The organism is Aquimarina sp. Aq107, from assembly GCF_943733665.1.
Taxonomy (GTDB): domain Bacteria; phylum Bacteroidota; class Bacteroidia; order Flavobacteriales; family Flavobacteriaceae; genus Aquimarina.
The window spans coordinates 954928-972990 of the sequence record NZ_OX030782.1 but is presented as its reverse complement, the minus strand read 5'-3'; the positions used below and the strand labels follow the sequence as shown (position 1 = coordinate 972990).

At 31.7% G+C, this 18063-nt stretch carries 16 protein-coding genes; 14 read left to right on the top strand and 2 right to left on the bottom strand.

Annotated elements, in window-relative coordinates:
* The first annotated feature begins 5 nt into the window (after nucleotides 1–5).
* Genes NMK29_RS03855 through NMK29_RS03845 form a run of 3 tightly spaced genes read left to right on the top strand, consistent with a single transcriptional unit; the run spans nucleotide 6 to nucleotide 2637 of the window.
* Complete coding sequence (locus NMK29_RS03855) at nucleotides 6–872, top strand: DUF4437 domain-containing protein (protein ID WP_199915016.1); 867 nt, start codon at nucleotides 6–8, stop codon at nucleotides 870–872.
* 46 nt (nucleotides 873–918) lie between these two features.
* Nucleotides 919–1716: an SDR family NAD(P)-dependent oxidoreductase gene (locus NMK29_RS03850; RefSeq protein WP_108801659.1), complete on the top strand. Its 798-nt coding sequence runs from the start codon at nucleotides 919–921 to the stop codon at nucleotides 1714–1716.
* A 3-nt stretch (nucleotides 1717–1719) separates the two neighbouring features.
* Entirely contained in the window at nucleotides 1720–2637 is a 918-nt protein-coding gene (locus NMK29_RS03845) for an LLM class oxidoreductase (RefSeq protein WP_108801658.1), read from the top strand.
* Between the two features lie 78 nt (nucleotides 2638–2715).
* Here the strand turns inward: NMK29_RS03845 and bshC are convergent, their stop codons facing one another.
* Nucleotides 2716–4311, bottom strand: coding sequence for a bacillithiol biosynthesis cysteine-adding enzyme BshC (bshC, locus tag NMK29_RS03840; RefSeq protein WP_108801657.1), 1596 nt, complete (start codon nucleotides 4309–4311; stop codon nucleotides 2716–2718).
* Between the two features lie 217 nt (nucleotides 4312–4528).
* Here bshC and NMK29_RS03835 point away from each other — a divergent pair, with 217 nt between their 5' ends.
* The 11 genes from NMK29_RS03835 to NMK29_RS03785 all read left to right on the top strand — a co-directional run bounded on the left by NMK29_RS03835 (nucleotide 4529) and on the right by NMK29_RS03785 (nucleotide 15957).
* On the top strand, nucleotides 4529–7009 hold the full coding sequence (locus NMK29_RS03835) for a M14 family metallopeptidase (RefSeq protein ID WP_108801656.1): 2481 nt from the start codon (nucleotides 4529–4531) through the stop codon (nucleotides 7007–7009).
* A gap of 72 nt (nucleotides 7010–7081) precedes the next feature.
* The gene (locus NMK29_RS03830; protein ID WP_108801655.1) at nucleotides 7082–7729 is read left to right on the top strand and encodes a DinB family protein; all 648 of its coding nucleotides are present in this window, start codon (nucleotides 7082–7084) and stop codon (nucleotides 7727–7729) included.
* A gap of 8 nt (nucleotides 7730–7737) precedes the next feature.
* Nucleotides 7738–8457, top strand: coding sequence for a hypothetical protein (locus NMK29_RS03825; protein ID WP_108801654.1), 720 nt, complete (start codon nucleotides 7738–7740; stop codon nucleotides 8455–8457).
* A gap of 11 nt (nucleotides 8458–8468) precedes the next feature.
* On the top strand, nucleotides 8469–11339 hold the full coding sequence (locus tag NMK29_RS03820) for a pitrilysin family protein (protein WP_108801653.1): 2871 nt from the start codon (nucleotides 8469–8471) through the stop codon (nucleotides 11337–11339).
* A 25-nt stretch (nucleotides 11340–11364) separates the two neighbouring features.
* A complete protein-coding gene (locus NMK29_RS03815; RefSeq protein WP_108801652.1) occupies nucleotides 11365–11877 on the top strand; it encodes a GTP cyclohydrolase in 513 nt (170 codons plus the stop codon).
* A gap of 46 nt (nucleotides 11878–11923) precedes the next feature.
* Nucleotides 11924–12559: a hypothetical protein gene (locus NMK29_RS03810; protein WP_159092068.1), complete on the top strand. Its 636-nt coding sequence runs from the start codon at nucleotides 11924–11926 to the stop codon at nucleotides 12557–12559.
* Nucleotides 12560–13044: 485 nt separating this feature from the next.
* On the top strand, nucleotides 13045–13200 hold the full coding sequence (locus tag NMK29_RS03805) for a hypothetical protein (protein WP_159092067.1): 156 nt from the start codon (nucleotides 13045–13047) through the stop codon (nucleotides 13198–13200).
* A gap of 46 nt (nucleotides 13201–13246) precedes the next feature.
* Nucleotides 13247–13423 carry a hypothetical protein gene (locus NMK29_RS03800; RefSeq protein ID WP_159092066.1) on the top strand — a complete coding sequence of 59 codons (177 nt, stop codon included), beginning with the start codon at nucleotides 13247–13249 and terminating at the stop codon, nucleotides 13421–13423.
* A 215-nt stretch (nucleotides 13424–13638) separates the two neighbouring features.
* A complete protein-coding gene (locus NMK29_RS03795) occupies nucleotides 13639–14505 on the top strand; it encodes a helix-turn-helix domain-containing protein (RefSeq protein WP_108801650.1) in 867 nt (288 codons plus the stop codon).
* A gap of 97 nt (nucleotides 14506–14602) precedes the next feature.
* Complete coding sequence (locus tag NMK29_RS03790) at nucleotides 14603–15316, top strand: pirin family protein (protein WP_108801649.1); 714 nt, start codon at nucleotides 14603–14605, stop codon at nucleotides 15314–15316.
* 11 nt (nucleotides 15317–15327) lie between these two features.
* Nucleotides 15328–15957 (top strand): NAD(P)H-dependent oxidoreductase, encoded by a 630-nt coding sequence (locus tag NMK29_RS03785; RefSeq protein ID WP_108801648.1) that lies wholly within the window; start codon nucleotides 15328–15330, stop codon nucleotides 15955–15957.
* A gap of 765 nt (nucleotides 15958–16722) precedes the next feature.
* On the opposite strand, the gene rimO is transcribed toward NMK29_RS03785, so the two are convergent.
* Nucleotides 16723–18024, bottom strand: coding sequence for a 30S ribosomal protein S12 methylthiotransferase RimO (gene rimO / locus NMK29_RS03780; RefSeq protein ID WP_108801647.1), 1302 nt, complete (start codon nucleotides 18022–18024; stop codon nucleotides 16723–16725).
* Between the last annotated feature and the right edge of the window lie 39 nt (nucleotides 18025–18063).

The window sequence follows — 18063 nt, the reverse complement described above, 5'->3', positions numbered from 1 at the left end:
ATATCGTGAGAAAGATCATTATAATTTTCATCTTCTTAACTACTGCTATAACAATTTCTTGTAATAATTCTGAAAACAAAACTTCAGAAAGCATTAAAGAACCAACTAATAAAGTTTTGCTGAGCTCCCAAATTCAGTGGGAAAAACTAAATCCTGCTCGTGGTGATCAAAGCCCCCAAGCGGGAACTATTTGGGGAGACCGAAACAAAGAAGTCCCAACTGGATTTTTAGCTAAATTTATAGATGGATTTTCTTCTCCTCCACACATCCATAATGTTACTTACAGAGCTATTGTTATTAGTGGCTCCATTCATAACGATGATCCAAAAGCTAAAAATATGTGGATGAAACCTGGTAGTTTTTGGACACAACCTGCAGGAGAATCGCATATCACTTCTGCAAAAGGAGTAGAAAACATAGCATTGGTAGAAATAGACAAAGGTCCATATCTAGTAAAACCTATAGACAAAGCTTTTGATAATGGTGAGAAACCAATCAACATAGATGTATCTAATATTATATGGCTGGATAATTCTGAAACCAATTGGATAACTCCCAATAGTGATGCAGAAATCAGTTTTCTTTGGAAAAGCAAATCTATTAACCAACACAAAGGACTTTTTATAAAATTACCTAATGGTTTTAATGGAGCACTAAAGACTAACGGAAATATTGTACACGCGGTAATAATAAAGGGTTTATTAAACTACACTATGCCACAAACTGATGAAGTAAAAGATTTAGACACGGGAAGTTATTTTGGTTCGATAGATAATACAATTCATAAAGTTTCTAACAATACTAATAAAGAAGTTCTTCTATATATGAGAACCAATGGAGATGTTAAGATCGAAGAAACAAAACAACATTAACATACAATCACATACTAATAAAAACATAGAATTTTAATATAACGCTATGAAAACTATTTTTATCACAGGAAGCACTGACGGAATAGGAAAATTAACTGCTATAAAACTTGCTAAGTTTGGGCATTCTATTTGTGTACACGGAAGAAATTCAGAGAAACTATTACGTACTATTACAGAAATAAAAGAAACCACAAATAATGAAAACATAATAGGTTTTGTTGGAGACTTCTCTGATTTGAATAGCGTAAGAGAAATGACGTCCAAAATCAAACAAGATATTTCTAAAATAGATGTTCTTATAAATAATGCAGGAATATTTAAAAGTCCTGCAACACATAATAAAGACGGAATAGATATTAGGTTTGTAGTAAACTATCTCGCTCCATTTTTATTAACAAAAGAATTAATCTCCTTACTCCAAAAAAGCACTACTCCTAGAATAATTAACTTGAGTTCTGCGGCGCAATCCACTGTCTCCCTTGATGCTCTATCAGGAAAAAGTTCACTATCAGAACAAGAAGCATATGCACAAAGTAAATTAGCTTTAACCATGTGGAATACTAAACTAGCAAAAGAATTCAACTATATAAACATAATAGCCGTAAATCCAGGCTCATTGCTAAATACTAAAATGGTTAAAGAAGCATATGGAAACCATTGGTCTCCAGCAGAAAAAGGTGTCGATATATTATTTGACTTAGCCACTTCTGATAAATACTCCAATGATTCTGGTAAATATTTTGATAATGATAAAGGTTTTTTTTCTAAAGCACACCGAGATGCGTATGATCAAAATAAAATAAATCAGTTAATTTCAATTACTAATTCAATGTTAGTCAAGTAAATTATGCTAAAAACGATAGCCAAAAAAAATAGGCTAAGTTTGGGACTTGTTTTTCCGCTGGAATCTTACAGCGGTTCCATTGCAAAAATGGAAAACCAAGAAAAACTAGCCAAAATAGCAGAGGATTGTGGTTTCAAGGCTCTTTGGTTTAGAGACGTACCTTTTAATGATCCTTCTTTTGGAGATGCCGGACAATTATATGACCCTTGGATTTACATGACTCATATAATGAATCATACCAAAGAAATTGCGTTAGCAACAGGAAGTATTATTCTACCGTTACGCCATCCTGTTCATACTGCTAAATCAATACAAAGTTTGCAACAATTATCAAAAGGTAGGATGGTCGTTGGTACAGCATCTGGTGATCGACCAATTGAATATCCTCCATTTAATTATAACCTAGAAAATAAAAGTGAGTTATTTAGAGATAGTTTTTTTTACATTAAAGCACTGCAAAAAGACTTTCCTATATATCAATCAAAATATTATGGTAAAACAGATGGTAGAATTGATATACTCCCAAAATCACAATATCATACTCCCATGTTAGTAACCGGCCATTCTGGACAATCATTAGAATGGATTGCAACACACGCGGATGGTTGGTTATATTATCCTAGAGATTTTAATTTTCTAAAGCAAACATTATCTAATTGGTCTAACGCTTTAGAAAAGGCTGAACAATCCTGGAAACCTTACTTGCAATCATTGTATATTGATTTATTAGAAGACAAGAATGCATCTCCACATGGAATTCACCTTGGGTTTAAATCAGGTACAGCATATATGACAAAACATTTACAAGCATTAGAATCTGTAGGGGTAAATCATGTAATTATTAATCTAAAGTATGGTAACAGACCAGCCGAAACCGTTATTGAAGAACTAGGTAAAGATGTTTTACCACATTTTATGTAATCAATTTTATTAAGGGATATAATAAAAATGGTTTCAATACGATGCATCGGAAAAATTATACAATTGTTATCTTAAAATCTACTGTTTCAAAATAATAAACTCGCCTAACAAAGGATTTAAGTTTTTGATAAGCTCCGGAATTAAGTTTTCTCCATATTCAAGATACATTTCAGAAAAATTAGTATTTCTCTCTTGTAAACTTTGATTAGGGAATAGCTCATTTTGTATACTCGTTAATCGCTTAACTTGATCACTAAGTTTTAAACGTTGTGCTTTGAGCAATCTCTTTTCTAGCATATCTAGCCCTTTAAGCTGCTTAACTTCTTGAGCCTTTACTGCTTTTAAAAAAGTCACATCTGTTTGATTTGCTAGTTCGTACAATCCTTTAAACTGCTCTTTTAATTGTATTCGTTGTGGATCAAAATTAATATCAATATTAGATATCTGTCTGACTTTACGATTGATCAACTCATGTTGTTTCAAAAATAGCTCTTCATCAGAGACTTCTAATTTTTTAATTTTCTGTTCTTGTTTTGTTGTTTGCATTAATACAGAATTACGCAACAAGAGCATCGGAAATGGAATTTTCACTGCATCAAAATAGTCTTTTAATTCCAACCAATAAGCAAGCTCACCGCCGCCTCCTATATAACAAAGATTAGGTAAAATCACTTCTTGATATAGTGGCCTCATCATAACATTAGGACTAAATCGCTCCGGGAACTCAGATAATTCTTGTAACAACTCATTCTTTTCCCAAACAATATCTGTATCATTTACAAAATAACTATCATCCTTTTCTATGATACGTTCTCTTAAACCTTCTGAAAGATAAAACAGATTAATTTCTCTGGGATTAACTTGTATTTTATACCCCTTAGAAGCTAATTTTTCTGCTTTAGGCATTACATTATTATACGAAACCTGTCCCTCGAGTTCTTTTTCTACATATGGAATAAAGAGACGTTTTAAATCTTTATCATCTCCATCAACAATAACCAGCCCGTATTCTGCAAATAATTCATTTGCTAAATACCTAGTAGCATCCGTGAGACTATTATGATGTAAATAAGCTTCTTCAAAAAGAGCTTTTAAACGTTCTGCGTTTCTTCCGAATCCTATTTCAGAAGAAAATATTTCAAAAACTGCATCTAAACCTTTAGTATCAAAAACTCCAACAGCACCTCCATCTTTGCGATTCCACTGTATTTTCTTTCCTTTAAAATTAAAATAATTGATTTCCTCAAAATCATGATCTTCCGTTGCCATCCAATATATAGGAACAAAATTATATGTTGGATACTTCTCTTTTAATATAGAAGTTAGATTTATTGTTGAGACTATTTTATACAAAAAATATAAAGGACCCGTAAAAAGGTTTAATTGATGACCTGTAGTTACTGTAAAGGTAATATCCTTATCTAAAAGATCAATATTATTTTGAGTAGTTTCGGAAATATTTACTTTGGTATATTGAGTAAGTAATGCAGCTTTAAGTACTTTTCGATTTTCTGATGAAAAAGACTGCTGTTTCTCTACAATCTGATCTTCAAAATTATCAAGCTTCGGATATCTATGATAAAATTCTTTAAGCTCAGGTTTTTCGTCTAAATAATCACAAATAAAAGATGAGAAGTAATTTGTTGATCTAAACGGAATACAGTCACTTGGCATAGGGTCGTCTTTTTTGATCGATAAATATACATTAGATTGTGTTTGTATCTATTATTTTATATTTTTTTTAATAGTCGATCAACTTCCATTATTGACATTAGTTACATATCGATAACATAAATTTATAAATATGGGTTATCCCAAATCCTAAATTTTAGTTAATACAATTAATATCCTAAATTTAAGGCGGTATTTTACCAAAATTAAAAAATCATCAATGAAAAAATTATTCTTAACCCTATTTATAATTTCTACAACCTGGGTATTCGCACAAAACAATGTTCAAACTCCTGCAGAATTCTTAGGATATGAAATAGGCAGCCAATTTACAAGACATGCAGATGTAGTTAACTACTTTAATCACGTAGCTGCTAACTCAGGATTAGTAACATATCATACTTATGGAAAAACCAACGAAAGAAGACCTCTTACTTATGCGATTATAACAAGTTCAGAAAATCAAAAAAACATTGAAAATATACGAATAGATCATCTAAAAAATACTGGAATCGTAACAGGAACTAGTAATCCAAAAATGGCTATCGTCTGGCTTAGTTATAACGTTCATGGTAATGAAGCTTCTAGTACAGAAGCAGCAATGAAAACCATATATGAATTGATTACCACTAAAAAAGACTGGTTAAATAACACTGTGGTTATTATGGATCCTTGCGTAAATCCTGACGGTAGAGATCGATATGCAAACTGGTACAACCAAACCAAGGCAACTCCTTATAACACAGATCAGAATGCTACTGAACATAACGAACCTTGGCCTGGTGGTAGACCAAATCATTATCTTTTTGACCTTAATAGAGATTGGGCTTGGGCTACGCAGGTAGAATCTTATCGTCGACTGACAGCATATAACAAATGGATGCCACATGTACATGTAGATTTCCATGAACAAGGCATTAACGAACCTTATTATTTTGCTCCTGCTGCAGAACCATTTCATGAAATCATAACACCTTGGCAACGAGATTTTCAGACACAAATTGGTAAAAATCATGCAAGATATTTTGATGCAGAAGGTTGGTTATTCTTTACTAAAGAACGTTTTGACCTTTTATACCCTAGTTATGGAGATACTTACCCAACTTTTATGGGAGCTATTGGTATGACTTACGAACAAGCTGGACATGGACGTGCTGGATTAGGTATCCAAACGGACGAAGGATATGTTTTGACACTAAAAGATCGAGCATTACATCACACAACTACTGGATTATCTACAGTAGAAATTTCTTCAAAAAATGCAGAAAAACTAAATACAGAATTCAAGAAATTCTTTAATAATGCGGGATTAAAATATAAAAGTTATATCCTAAATGGAGAGATTGATAAAATTAATGCACTGACAAAACTTTTAGATAAGCATGAAATAAAATATGGATATACTAATAGTACAAAAATATCTGGTTTTAATTTTAGAGAAAATAAACAAGGTAGTATTAATGCAAATGGAGCATTGGTAGTAAGCACCGATCAACCAAAAGGTAAAATGGTAAAAGTATTATTCGAACCTGATGCTAAACTAAGTGAACCTCTTACCTATGATATAACAGCTTGGAGCATTCCGCACGCATATGGTTTAGAGGCAATTGCATCTACCTCATTAATACCTGCTAATGGAACTAAAAAGAACAAACAAATCAATAATACTGCAAATCCTTCTGGAGCAGGATATATTGCAAAATGGAATAGTTTAAATGATGCCAGTTTCTTAGCTGATTTACTCAAAAATAAAATCAGAGTCCGATTTAGCGAAAAAGATTTTGCAAATAATGGTGAGAAATTTAAGAAAGGAAGTTTAATTATTACTAAAAGTGATAATAGAAAAACAATAGATTATGATAAAAAAGTAATAGATATCGCTAACAAACATAATCGCAAACTATATACTACAGCTTCTAGTTTTGCATCAAGTGGAGTAGACTTTGGTTCTCCTGATGTAAAGCTTATCAATAATCAAAAAATTGCTGTTTTAAAAGGCAATTACACCTCTTCATTAAGCTATGGAGAAATCTGGCATTTCTTTGAACAACAGCTTCAATATCCTATTACATCTATTGATACCGATTATTTTAAGAGAGTAGACCTAGACAAATATGATGTTTTAATTCTTCCGAATGGATATTATGGAGGATATTTAGACAAAAGTTCTTTAGATAAATTAAAAGGATGGATCCGTAGTGGAGGAAAAGTTATTGCTATTGCCAATGCAGTAAATGCATTTGCAAACAAAGATGGTTTTGATTTAAAAAGCAATAAAAGTAAAGAAGAAAAAAAAGATTCTTTGGGTAATCTAGTACCTTATGATAAACGCGAACGTGAGCGAGTTAAAGATTTCATTACTGGAAGTATTTACAAAACTCAAGTAGACACTTCTCACCCTTTAGCTTTTGGGTACGAAGACACTTATTTTAGTTTAAAATTAGGTAGCAGTTCTTACCAATTTTTAAAAGACGGATATAATGTTGCTTATATGAAAGAGCCAACGAGTGTATCTGGTTTTTCCGGAAAAGATGCCTTTAAAGGACTTAAGAACTCTTTAGTTTTTGGTGAAGCGAGAATGGGTAGTGGAAGTATCATATACATGGTAGACAATCCATTGTTTAGATCTTTCTGGGAAAATGGAAAATTGTTTTTTGTCAACGCAATTTTCCTTACTAATAATAACAAGTTTAGACTTTAGCTAGTAAAAGAACTAAACATTTCTGGACGCATGATTCAATATATTCAGACATAGAAAACAAAAAACTCAAAGATGAAAAAAGAATCGACTACTACTAGGAGGAAATTCATTAAAGGATCATCAATACTGGCGGCTGGTATTGCGGCTACCCCATTGATGAGTTTTACAAATGAGGATCTTTCTCTAAACACTGCTGACAACATCTATCTGGTAGGTCCTCAAAAAGGGTATTCACCTCAGATAGGCACTTTATTATCTACTATGACTATGATGAGAGCTTGGGTAATCAGAACAGTAAAAGATCTTACGATAGAACAATTGGATTTTCAAATTGATGAGCAATCTAATTCTATTGGTGCTATGTTATTACATTTAGCAGCCACAGAAAGATACTATCAGCTTAATACTTTTGATGAAATTTCTTGGGGTAAATGGGACGATGACATTAAAAAAGAATGGAATATTGCGAGTGGTTTAGGTAAAAAAGGAAGAGAAATAATTAAAGGAAATTCAATTGATTATTATCTAAAAACACTTGAAGAAGTAAGAGAAGTAACTAAAAAAGAATTTGCAAAAAGAGATGATACTTGGATCATGAAATCTGAACCCTTTTTTAGTAATCAACCCACAAATAATTATGCAAAATGGTTTCATGTTTGTGAGCACGAATCTAATCATCGAGGACAAATAAAGTTTATTATAAAAAGGCTTCCTGCTTAATTAAATAAATGGATAAAAACGTACAGCTACAACCTGAAAAAATAATAGATACAATTTCTCTACTAGAAAAACGTATCGAAGATAGATTTCCTAATTCAGGCTTAAAAAAAGTATGTCATAATTTTCTACAAATTACACTAGATAGTAAACAAAATATAGATTGGATTTCGAAACCCAATCTATCATTAAGAATCTTTGCTTATTTGGTAATTCTTATTGGATTAGGAGGTTTAATATATAGTATAACATATGTAGATTTAGAAATAAAAAACACTACTCTCAGTAATATTGTTGCATTATCAGAAGCTATCTTTAATGATATTGTACTTATTGGTGCTGCAATTTTCTTCTTGATAACCTTAGAATCAAGATTAAAAACAAAACGAGCCTTAAAAGCTCTTAATGAACTTAGGGGAATTGCACACGTAATTGATATGCATCAACTAACTAAAGACCCTAATCTAACTGATTTACCAGAATCTGCAACAGAAAATTCACCAAAAAGAACTTTTACAAGATTCGAACTCCAGCGATATCTAGATTATTGTTCTGAGGCTATGGCACTAGTAGGAAAAGTAGCTGCACTATACTCTCAGAGTTTGCCAGACGAAAATGTGGTACAGGCAGCAAATGAAATCGAAGTACTTACCACTGGACTTAGCAGAAAGATCTGGCAAAAACTTATAATTTTAAACGAATCAAACCCTAAAAATAACAAACAAACGTAAACTCATCAATTATGAAAACAATCAAAATTTTAGCACTATCGCTTTTATTTATTGGATGCCTAATATCCTGTAAAAAAGATACTCCTGTAACTATCACAGATACGGAGACATCATCAGAAACAAAAGAATTCAAAGTTGATTTTGAAAAATTTACCTTAGATAATGGTTTACAAGTTATTTTACATATAGATCGCTCTGATCCTGTAGTTGCAGTTGCGCTAACTGCTCATGTGGGTTCTGCTAGAGAAATTGAAGGAAGAACTGGTTTTGCACACTTATTCGAGCATTTATTGTTCCTTGAGTCAGAAAACCTAGGTAAAGGAGGACTTGATAAAATGAGTGCCCGTATAGGAGGGTCTGGAGCAAATGGTTCTACAAGTAGAGATCGTACAAATTATTTTCAGACTGTACCTAAAGATGCCTTAGAAAAAATGATCTGGGCAGAAGCAGACAAACTAGGATTCTTCATAAATACGGTTACCGATCCTGTTTTAGCAAAAGAAAAACAAGTTGTAAAAAATGAAAAACGTCAAAGTGTAGATAACCGACCATACGGACACGTATCTTATGTAATAGATAAAAATATGTTTCCAAAAAATCATCCATACAATTGGCAGGTGATAGGATCTTTAGAAGATCTTCAAAATGCTACATTACAGGATGTAAAAGATTTTTACAATAGATGGTACGTACCAAATAATGTAACGCTTACTATTGCTGGAGATTTTGATACCGCTCAGGCGAAAGAATGGGTTCATAAGTACTTTGATGAAATTAAAAAGGGAGAAGATATCGAACCTTTAAAAAAACTACCAGCATCATTAAGTGAAACTAAGAAATTGTATTACGAGGACAATTTTGCTCGACTTCCTCAACTAACTATGACTTGGCCTGCAGTGCACCAGTATCATCCAGATTCTTATGCATTGGATGTATTATCAAGTTACCTATCAGAAGGAAAAAAAGCTCCTTTCAACAAAGTTGTTGTAGAAGATAAACAACTAGCACCTAATGTTACCATGTTTCATTATGGATCCGAATTAGCTGGTCAATTTCGATTAATTATAAGAGGATTCGAAAAAGTAAATCTAAATGAAGTGGATAAAGCAATACAAGAATCTTTTACTAAGTTCGAAACAGAAGGAATTTCCCAGAAGGATCTTGATAGAATAAAAGCAGGTTTAGAAACTAATTTTTACAATAGCTTATCCAGTGTATTGGGTAAAGGGTTTCAATTAGCACAATATGAGATCTTTGCTGGGGACCCAGGTTTTATAAACCAAGATATCAAAAACATACTTGCTGTAACTACAGATGATATCATGCGAGTATATAATCAATATATAAAAGGAAAACATTACGTAGCTACTAGTTTTGTTCCTATTGGGCAAACAGATTTAATTTTAAACAACTCTACATTAGCTGAAGTTGTAGAGGAAAAAATTATCGAAGGAGCAGAAGAAAATTTTGATGCAAGTATAGTGGCTACTTATGATAAGACACCTTCTAGTTTTGACCGATCCATAGAACCCGCATATGGAGACACCCCAAAAGTGACCGTTCCAGAAGTATGGGAAGATAACCTTACCTCTGGTATAAAAGTTTATGGAATTGAAAATGATGAAGTCCCTTTAGTCCAGTTTAGGATGAATATTAGAGGTGGCTTATTATTAGAAAAACCTGATAAAGTTGGTGTTTCTAATCTCCTAGCAGAATTAATGACTAAGGGAACAAAAAGCAAAACTGCCGAAGAATTAGAAAATGCTATAGAAAGTCTTGGTGCAATATTAAATGTTTATGCAACAGATGAAAATATTGTTATCAGTGGAAGCACACTCTCTAAAAACTATGACAAAACGGTTGCATTGATTAAGGAGATTCTATTAGAGCCTAGATGGGACGAAAAAGAATTTGGACTAATAAAGCAGAGCGTTATCAGCCAAATACAACAGCAAAAAGCAAGTCCTCGTAGTATCGCTAGTAATGAGTATGCAAAGTTAATTTATGGAGAAGATCATATACTTTCGCATAATAATTTAGGTACAGAAGATTCTGTAAAAGAAATTACAATAGAAGATCTTAAGAAATATTATAATAATAATCTTTCGCCATCTGTAACCAAATTACATATTGCTGGTGATATCTCTAAGGAACAAGTAACCACTTCTCTTACCGAACTTAATAAAAATTGGGTTCCAAAAGAAGTGAGATTCCCAGAACTTAAAGCTCCAGCTTCTCCGGAAAGATCTAAAGTATATTTTTATGACGTTCCTGGCGCTAAGCAATCCATGTTACGTTTTGGATATCGTGCGATGCCTGCTACAGATAAAGATTATTACCCTGTTAGTATTATGAACTATCGATTAGGTGGTGGTGGATTTGCATCCCAACTTACTCAACAATTAAGAGAAGGTAAAGGATATACATACGGTATTGGATCTGGTTTTTCTGGTACACCAACGCAGGGTTCTTTTGTTATCTCTAGTGGAGTGAGATCCAATGTCACGTACGAATCTACTAGTTTGGTGAAAGAAATTTTAGAAAAATATGGGAAAAATTATAACGCAGATGACCTAGAGATCACAAAAAGTTCTTTGATTAAAAGTAATGCCAGAGCTTCTGAAACCTTAGGTGCTAAATTAAACATACTAACTAATATAAGTACACTAAAATATCCTCATAATTATATTACACAGCGAGAAGAAGTTGTAAATAATATGACAGTCGAAGAGGTTAAAAAACTAGCCAATCAATACCTTGACCCCAATAAAATGATATATCTAGTGGTGGGAGATGCTAAAACTCAAATGAAAAAACTAGAACAACTCGGATTCGGCACCCCAATACTACTTAATAAAGAAAACCAAATCGTTAAAGATTAATACTGAATTTTAAAAAATAATTAAAGTGATTATTAGATTAGCAGAAACTAACCTTAAAACCAAATTTGGAGAATATCGTGAAATTTTATTTTATGATGGTCAAAAAGAATCTTTTGCACTCGTTATGGGAGATGTAAAGGATCAAGCAGATGTATTATGTAGAGTTCATTCCTCTTGTATTTTTGCACATCATTTTAATAGTATAGAATGTGACTGTCGTGAACAAATGGAAATTTCACAACAAATAATTCAAAAAGAAGGAACGGGAATTATTATCTGGTTAGAGCAGGAAGGTAAATCTAATGGACATTATGCACTATTAAAAAGCATTGAACACAAAAAACGTGGTCTATCGCAACCAGAAGCATATGAAGCGGCAGGATTTAAAAAAGACGCCAGAGACTTCTCTCCTGCTGCTAAAATCCTAACTGATCTTGGAGTTACTTCTATAACCATGCTAACTAACAATCCTAAAAAAGTAGCTAACCTGAGTGAATTAGGTATTACCGTCACAGGCACGCAACCTACAGTTTTATAGGTACACTATTTTTAAAAGATAAAGAAGATTTACATATGAATAAGGTATGATGGAAATAACTAATTTTTATGGAAATCTTCTTTATCAAACTGATTCTTATCCTCTGGTCAGAGATCATTTAGACAAAATAGCTAATAGAATGCTTGAGGGTATGTTAGAAAATCGAGATGTGGTTTTCCGTGAAATAAATAATTACCATCCAGACTATTTAGGGCAGTCTATTAAAAAATTAAAAAAACTTAACCTTACAATTAACGATTGCAGAACCACTATAGCAAATGAATATGGTTTCAAAAATTGGAGTGAAGTAGAAAAATTAAAAGATTCTTATGATCAAAATTTTGAAAAAGCAATCAATTTATTAGTTAACGGTGATTTTAAAGAATTAAAAAAACTAATCACCAGCTATCCCGATTTAGTAACAAGAACATCAAAATATGGTCACAAAGCAACACTATTAATTTATACAGCTAGTAATGGTGTAGAAATGTGGAGACAAAAAGTTCCCAAAAATCTTCCAGAAATCACACGATTTCTAATTGACCAAGGTGCTGACATAAACGCTACCATATATACATATGGAGGTTATTTCAAAACTGCTGACCTATTAGCTACAAGTACACATCCATTTGAAACAGGAATCGGAGCAGAAATGATGAAAATTTTAAATTTAGAATCCTAAAAAGTTACTTTAATAACATTCTCAATCTTCTAATTTTAGATAAATAAGTATTATTAAAGGATTTTCTTAAGTCTCGAGATTAACGACTATACAAAAAGAGGGAATTTATACATATAATAGTTTTGTTAACATTGTTTTTTATTGACATATTATCATATTATTTCTATTTTAAGTAATAATACATCAATTTATATATAATTTAAGGCCCTAATATTACCATATTGTTAATTCAGCTGTTTTTATACTTTTATCACATTCTCAATACAAACAGCTAAAAACTACATATAATTTATAGATTCATTTCAATAGCATATTGAATATTGATTTTTTTCTCTTTTTTGTTAAAGACTAAACACCGTGTTTTTCTTCAAAAGCCCGTAAACAAAGGGGTGTTAAGATAATTTTATGATTTACATTTAGTTTTTTGAATACATTTGCACTCGATTTTGAAAAAGTAGAACAAAACATAATTAATTTTTACTAAAATGATCAAAAAAATCCCATTTCTGTTTATGCTAGTTATTGCACTTGCATCTTGTGAAAAATCTTCTGTTGAAGAAGAAACATTTATTAGTGAAGAAAATGATAAACCAGAAATCGTACATATCCACGAAGAGGATAATCACGGATTAGGAGACTAAAAATATAATACCTCAAAATAAAATTAAAATAATAAAACAAATCAAAATGAAAAAATTTACATTCTTATTAGTATTCGTATTAGCTACAACATTCGTTTCTTGTGAAAACGAAACAATTGAAAGTCAAGTTTTCAATGAAGAAGAAAACAATAACAATGACAATGAAAACGATACAGATGATGAAAACACTGACGGTGATATCATTATCGACGGTAACAACTAGTCATAACACATATCTCTTTTTTTAAAAAGAGTTGATATTTATTAAAAAGGGAAAGCTGATCTAAGCTTTCCCTTTTTAATTATAACTATTTCACTTATATACTTCCTAAATAGTTAAAAAACAATTACCTATAAATTATTCTATTTATGGTTAGTCAAAATTATAATATAGAATCGTATATTAAAACAAAAAATAGTTTTATCCACGATTAACGAATGACTTCTATTAAGACGTATAAACTTACTGATGAAATAGATAATCATATAGTGTTTGACATCAAAAAAATGGAAGACATTTATGATGAAAAGGCTGGTAAAGCAGATTTACCTCATAGACATGATTTTTATATTATCATTTTAGTTTCTAAAGCTAAGGGTGCACATATTATAGATTTCAACGAATTTATACTAAAAGACCAACAAGCTTTTTTTCTAAGTCCAGGGCAAGTCCATCAAATCAAAGAAGAACAAAAATCGTATGGTTGGGTAATTACATTTTCCCAACAGTTTCTAGTAAAAAACAATATCAATTATAGATTTATAGAGGATATTAATCTTTTTCAGGATTATGGCTATACTCCTCCACTTTCTTTAAATAATGAACAATTAAAGCAATTGAACTTTTACAGTTCACAAATCTTCGAAACACATCATTCTGATTCCAAGTTTAAATTAGAAGCGATAGGAGCACTTTTAAAACTTTTTTTGATTTACAGTAATAATGTTTGTGCTATTCATCCAAAAGATCCGCAACAATTACAGGCGGGATCCATGATACTTAAAGAATATAAAAACTTAGTAGAGCAGCATTTTTTCGAATGGCACAAAGTACATCAATATGCTAAAGTATTGCACGTGACTCCGGATCACCTAAACAGAACTATAAAATCACTTGTAGGGAAAACTGCAAAGGAATATTTACAATCTCGAATTATTATAGCTGCAAAAAGGCTATTAAGTTTTTCTGACAAAACGACAAAGGAGATTGGATATGATCTTGGGTTCAGTGAACCAGCTAATTTTAGTAATTTTTTCAAAAAATGCACAAATATTACTCCTTCAAACTTTAGACAAAAAAGCTAAAGATCTGATTTTTACAATATTCCTCCGTATTCTCATATTTTAAATTATCATTCAAAAATTGACCTTTGTAAAAGAATTATAAAGAAAGGAATATATTATGAAAACGATCATGCATAAATCAAACACAAGAGGAACAGCAAATTTTGGCTGGTTAAACTCCCATCACTCTTTTAGTTTTGGAAGTTATTACAACCCAGAAAGAATGAATTTTGGTGCACTTAGAGTTCTTAATGATGACACAGTCTCTGCAGGGATGGGGTTTGGCAAACATCCACACGATAACATGGAAATTATCTCTATACCTCTTGAAGGTGATCTAGAACATAAGGACAGTATGGGGAATACTACTGTAATTAAAGAAGGTGATATTCAGGTAATGAGCGCTGGTACAGGTGTATTTCATAGCGAATACAATAAAAACACTGACAAAAAAGTAAAGTTTTTACAAATATGGGTTACTCCCAACCAAAAAGATGTAACTCCTAGATACGATCAAGTTACCATAGATAAAGAAAACATAAAAAATAACCTATATCAAATATTATCCCCAAATAAAGAGGATGATGGTGTATGGGTTCATCAAAATGCCTGGTTCCATATTGGTAGTTTAGAAAAAGATAGTACACATACGTACACACTAAAAAACAAAGAAAATGGCGTATACGTTTTTATGCTAGAAGGAAACATTTCTATAGAAGGAACAGTATTAGATAAAAGAGATGGGTTAGGAATCTGGGATATAGAACAACTTCAAATTAGATCAAACGAATCTTCTAAAATACTATTGATGGAAGTTCCTATCACACAATAAAACTATAAATTATGAAATTATTAGAAAGCCTAAATTGGAGGTACGCCACCAAAAAATTTGATCCAAACAGAACAATATCAGAATCTGATCTCGTAAAAATTAAAGAAGCAATTTCTCTTTCAGCCTCATCTTATGGTTTACAAGCATATAAAATATTAATCGTAACAAATCCAGAAATTCGACAAAAATTACAGCCTAAATCATGGGGACAAACGCAAGTTGTAGACGCATCACATTTAATTGTATTTTGCAATTATACAACTGTAAATGAAAAAATAATCGATGATTATCTAAAGTTGAAAGCTGATACACAAGAATTAAACTTGGATAACCTAAAAAGATATGGTGATTTTATGAAATCTAAAATTACGGAATTACCTAGTGAAGTCATGAAAGCTTGGACTGCAAAACAGACCTATATTGGATTAGGAAACTTATTGGCTGCCTGTGCAGAACTTAAAATTGACGCCTGTCCGATGGAAGGTTTTGAACCCGAAGCATATAATGAGATATTAGGTTTATCCGAAAAAGGACTTTCCGCGGCAGTTATTGCCACAATTGGATATCGTTCTGAAGAAGATCTAACTCAGCATGATACAAAAGTGCGTAAACCTTTGAATGAATTATTCGAAACTATTTAATACATAAAACCAACATATTAATAGAGGGCTCGAGTTGAAATACCCAGACCTCTATTAATATTTTGAGAAATCTATTTACCCCTAAACAGGATAAACCTCAATTAATACATTATAATTAGAGTATTAGTTCTTTTGCCACAAAAATATTAATACAATCTAATATTTAAAACTCAATATTATCAAATTGTTAAGTTTGATTTTTTTTTAAAGAAAACAACAATGAACTTAATTCAATAAAAACCTAAAAAAAATACATTCCAATAGTAGTTTTTTTTATTATACTAATGATATCTTAACCCTTGCCTTTTCTACATTACGAAAATCTCAAGGTATCATTTCCCTTAACTATATTACTATAATGAGCATCATCTAAAATTAAGAATTTCGTATCTCTTTTTTAAATACTTTTGCGCCCGAATAAAATTAAATTTAAAATACAGCGTTAACTATAAAACTTTGTCCCTTAATAAAATAAAGAAATAAAGTTCTCTCATAATTAGAATTAGCCAAAAAATCTAAAGAGTATTACGCGACAAAATCGAGGATCATTAAAATCCTCGATTTTTTTTGTTTTAAACTGTATCATCTAAAAGTTTATAGAGTCTGATATTCTATTTTTTTACAACAATATAAAACCTGCAGAGAGCGCTATTTCGTAAAAAAATAATAAAATAAGTGCTGATGGATAACATTTGATAATCATTCATTAATAAAATCCTAATAGCAATAACAGAATCATATTAAAGAATCGTATTAGAAAGTTAATTAAACAACTTCTCCATATAAATCAAAATCTTCCGCTTCATATATCTTAACAGTTGTATATTCTCCTGTTTTTAGATAAAACTTAGAAGCATCTATTAAAACCTCGTTATCAACATCCGGAGAATCAAACTCTGTTCTACCCACAAAGTATTGTCCTTCTTTACGATCAATAACAACCTTAAATTCTTGCCCTATCTTCTGTTGATTTAATTCCCAAGAGATTTGCGACTGTATCTCCATTATCTCATTGGCACGGTCCATTTTTACTTCCTCTGGCACATCATCTTCAAGGTTAAAAGCATGTGTGTTTTCTTCATGAGAATATGTAAAACAACCTAAACGTTCAAAACGCATTTCTTTTACCCAATCCCTTAACGTCTCGAAATCTTCTTGTGTCTCTCCAGGATATCCGACAATCAATGTAGTACGAATTGTCATTTCTGGAACAGCTGCTCTAAACTCCTTTAAAAGCTTTGTAGTTTTAGCTTTAGTAGTTCCTCTTCGCATTGATTTCAGAATAGGGTCAGCTATGTGCTGTAAAGGTATATCTATGTAATTACAGATTTTGAGTTCCTTTCGCATTACTTCTAATACTTCCATTGGAAATCCTGTAGGAAATGCATAATGCAATCGAATCCATTCTATACCATCAACCTTTACCAATGCGCGAAGTAAATCTGCTAACTTTCTTTCTTTATATAAATCTAACCCATAATATGTTAAATCCTGAGCAATCAACACCAATTCTTTTACTCCATCCGCAGCTAACTTCTCTGCCTCCGTAACCAATTCTTCTATAGGAGTAGATTTATGTTTCCCACGCATCAACGGAATAGCACAAAAAGAACAAGGGCGGTCGCATCCCTCGGCAATTTTTAAATACGCATAATTCTTAGGAGTTGTTGTTAATCTTTCTCCAATAAGTTCATGCTTATAATCTGCTCCTAAAGCTTTTAATAATCCTGGTAGTTCTGTAGTACCAAAATATTGATCTACATCCGGAATTTCCTTTTGCAAATCAGGCTTGTACCTTTCGGACAAACAACCTGTAACAAAAACTTTATCTACAACACCTTGATCCTTTTTCTGAACGTACTCTAAGATAGTATTAACAGATTCTTCTTTAGCATTTGCTATAAAACCACAAGTGTTAATTACAACAACATTTCCTTCTTCTTCATGAACCACTTCTTTATTGTTGGCCTTTAGTTGTCCCATAAGAACCTCACTATCATACACATTCTTGCTACAACCTAATGTAACTACATTAATCTTATTCTTTTTTAAAGTCTTTGTTCTCATATCATCTGAATAAAGGTGTGCAAAGATACAATGAATAAC

Bases quoted from the DNA above. Each gene is read 5' to 3' on its own strand.
- NMK29_RS03785 (WP_108801648.1), top strand. From the start codon at position 15,328: ATGAAATTATTAGAAAGCCTAAATTGGAGGTACGCCACCAAAAAATTT.
- bshC (WP_108801657.1), bottom strand. From the start codon at position 4,311: ATGCCAAGTGACTGTATTCCGTTTAGATCAACAAATTACTTCTCATCT.
- NMK29_RS03835 (WP_108801656.1), top strand. From the start codon at position 4,529: ATGAAAAAATTATTCTTAACCCTATTTATAATTTCTACAACCTGGGTA.
- NMK29_RS03825 (WP_108801654.1), top strand. From the start codon at position 7,738: ATGGATAAAAACGTACAGCTACAACCTGAAAAAATAATAGATACAATT.
- NMK29_RS03820 (WP_108801653.1), top strand. From the start codon at position 8,469: ATGAAAACAATCAAAATTTTAGCACTATCGCTTTTATTTATTGGATGC.
- NMK29_RS03795 (WP_108801650.1), top strand. From the start codon at position 13,639: ATGACTTCTATTAAGACGTATAAACTTACTGATGAAATAGATAATCAT.
- NMK29_RS03805 (WP_159092067.1), top strand. From the start codon at position 13,045: ATGATCAAAAAAATCCCATTTCTGTTTATGCTAGTTATTGCACTTGCA.
- NMK29_RS03830 (WP_108801655.1), top strand. From the start codon at position 7,082: ATGAAAAAAGAATCGACTACTACTAGGAGGAAATTCATTAAAGGATCA.
- NMK29_RS03850 (WP_108801659.1), top strand. From the start codon at position 919: ATGAAAACTATTTTTATCACAGGAAGCACTGACGGAATAGGAAAATTA.
- rimO (WP_108801647.1), bottom strand. From the start codon at position 18,024: ATGAGAACAAAGACTTTAAAAAAGAATAAGATTAATGTAGTTACATTA.
- NMK29_RS03800 (WP_159092066.1), top strand. From the start codon at position 13,247: ATGAAAAAATTTACATTCTTATTAGTATTCGTATTAGCTACAACATTC.
- NMK29_RS03845 (WP_108801658.1), top strand. From the start codon at position 1,720: ATGCTAAAAACGATAGCCAAAAAAAATAGGCTAAGTTTGGGACTTGTT.
- NMK29_RS03810 (WP_159092068.1), top strand. From the start codon at position 11,924: ATGATGGAAATAACTAATTTTTATGGAAATCTTCTTTATCAAACTGAT.
- NMK29_RS03790 (WP_108801649.1), top strand. From the start codon at position 14,603: ATGAAAACGATCATGCATAAATCAAACACAAGAGGAACAGCAAATTTT.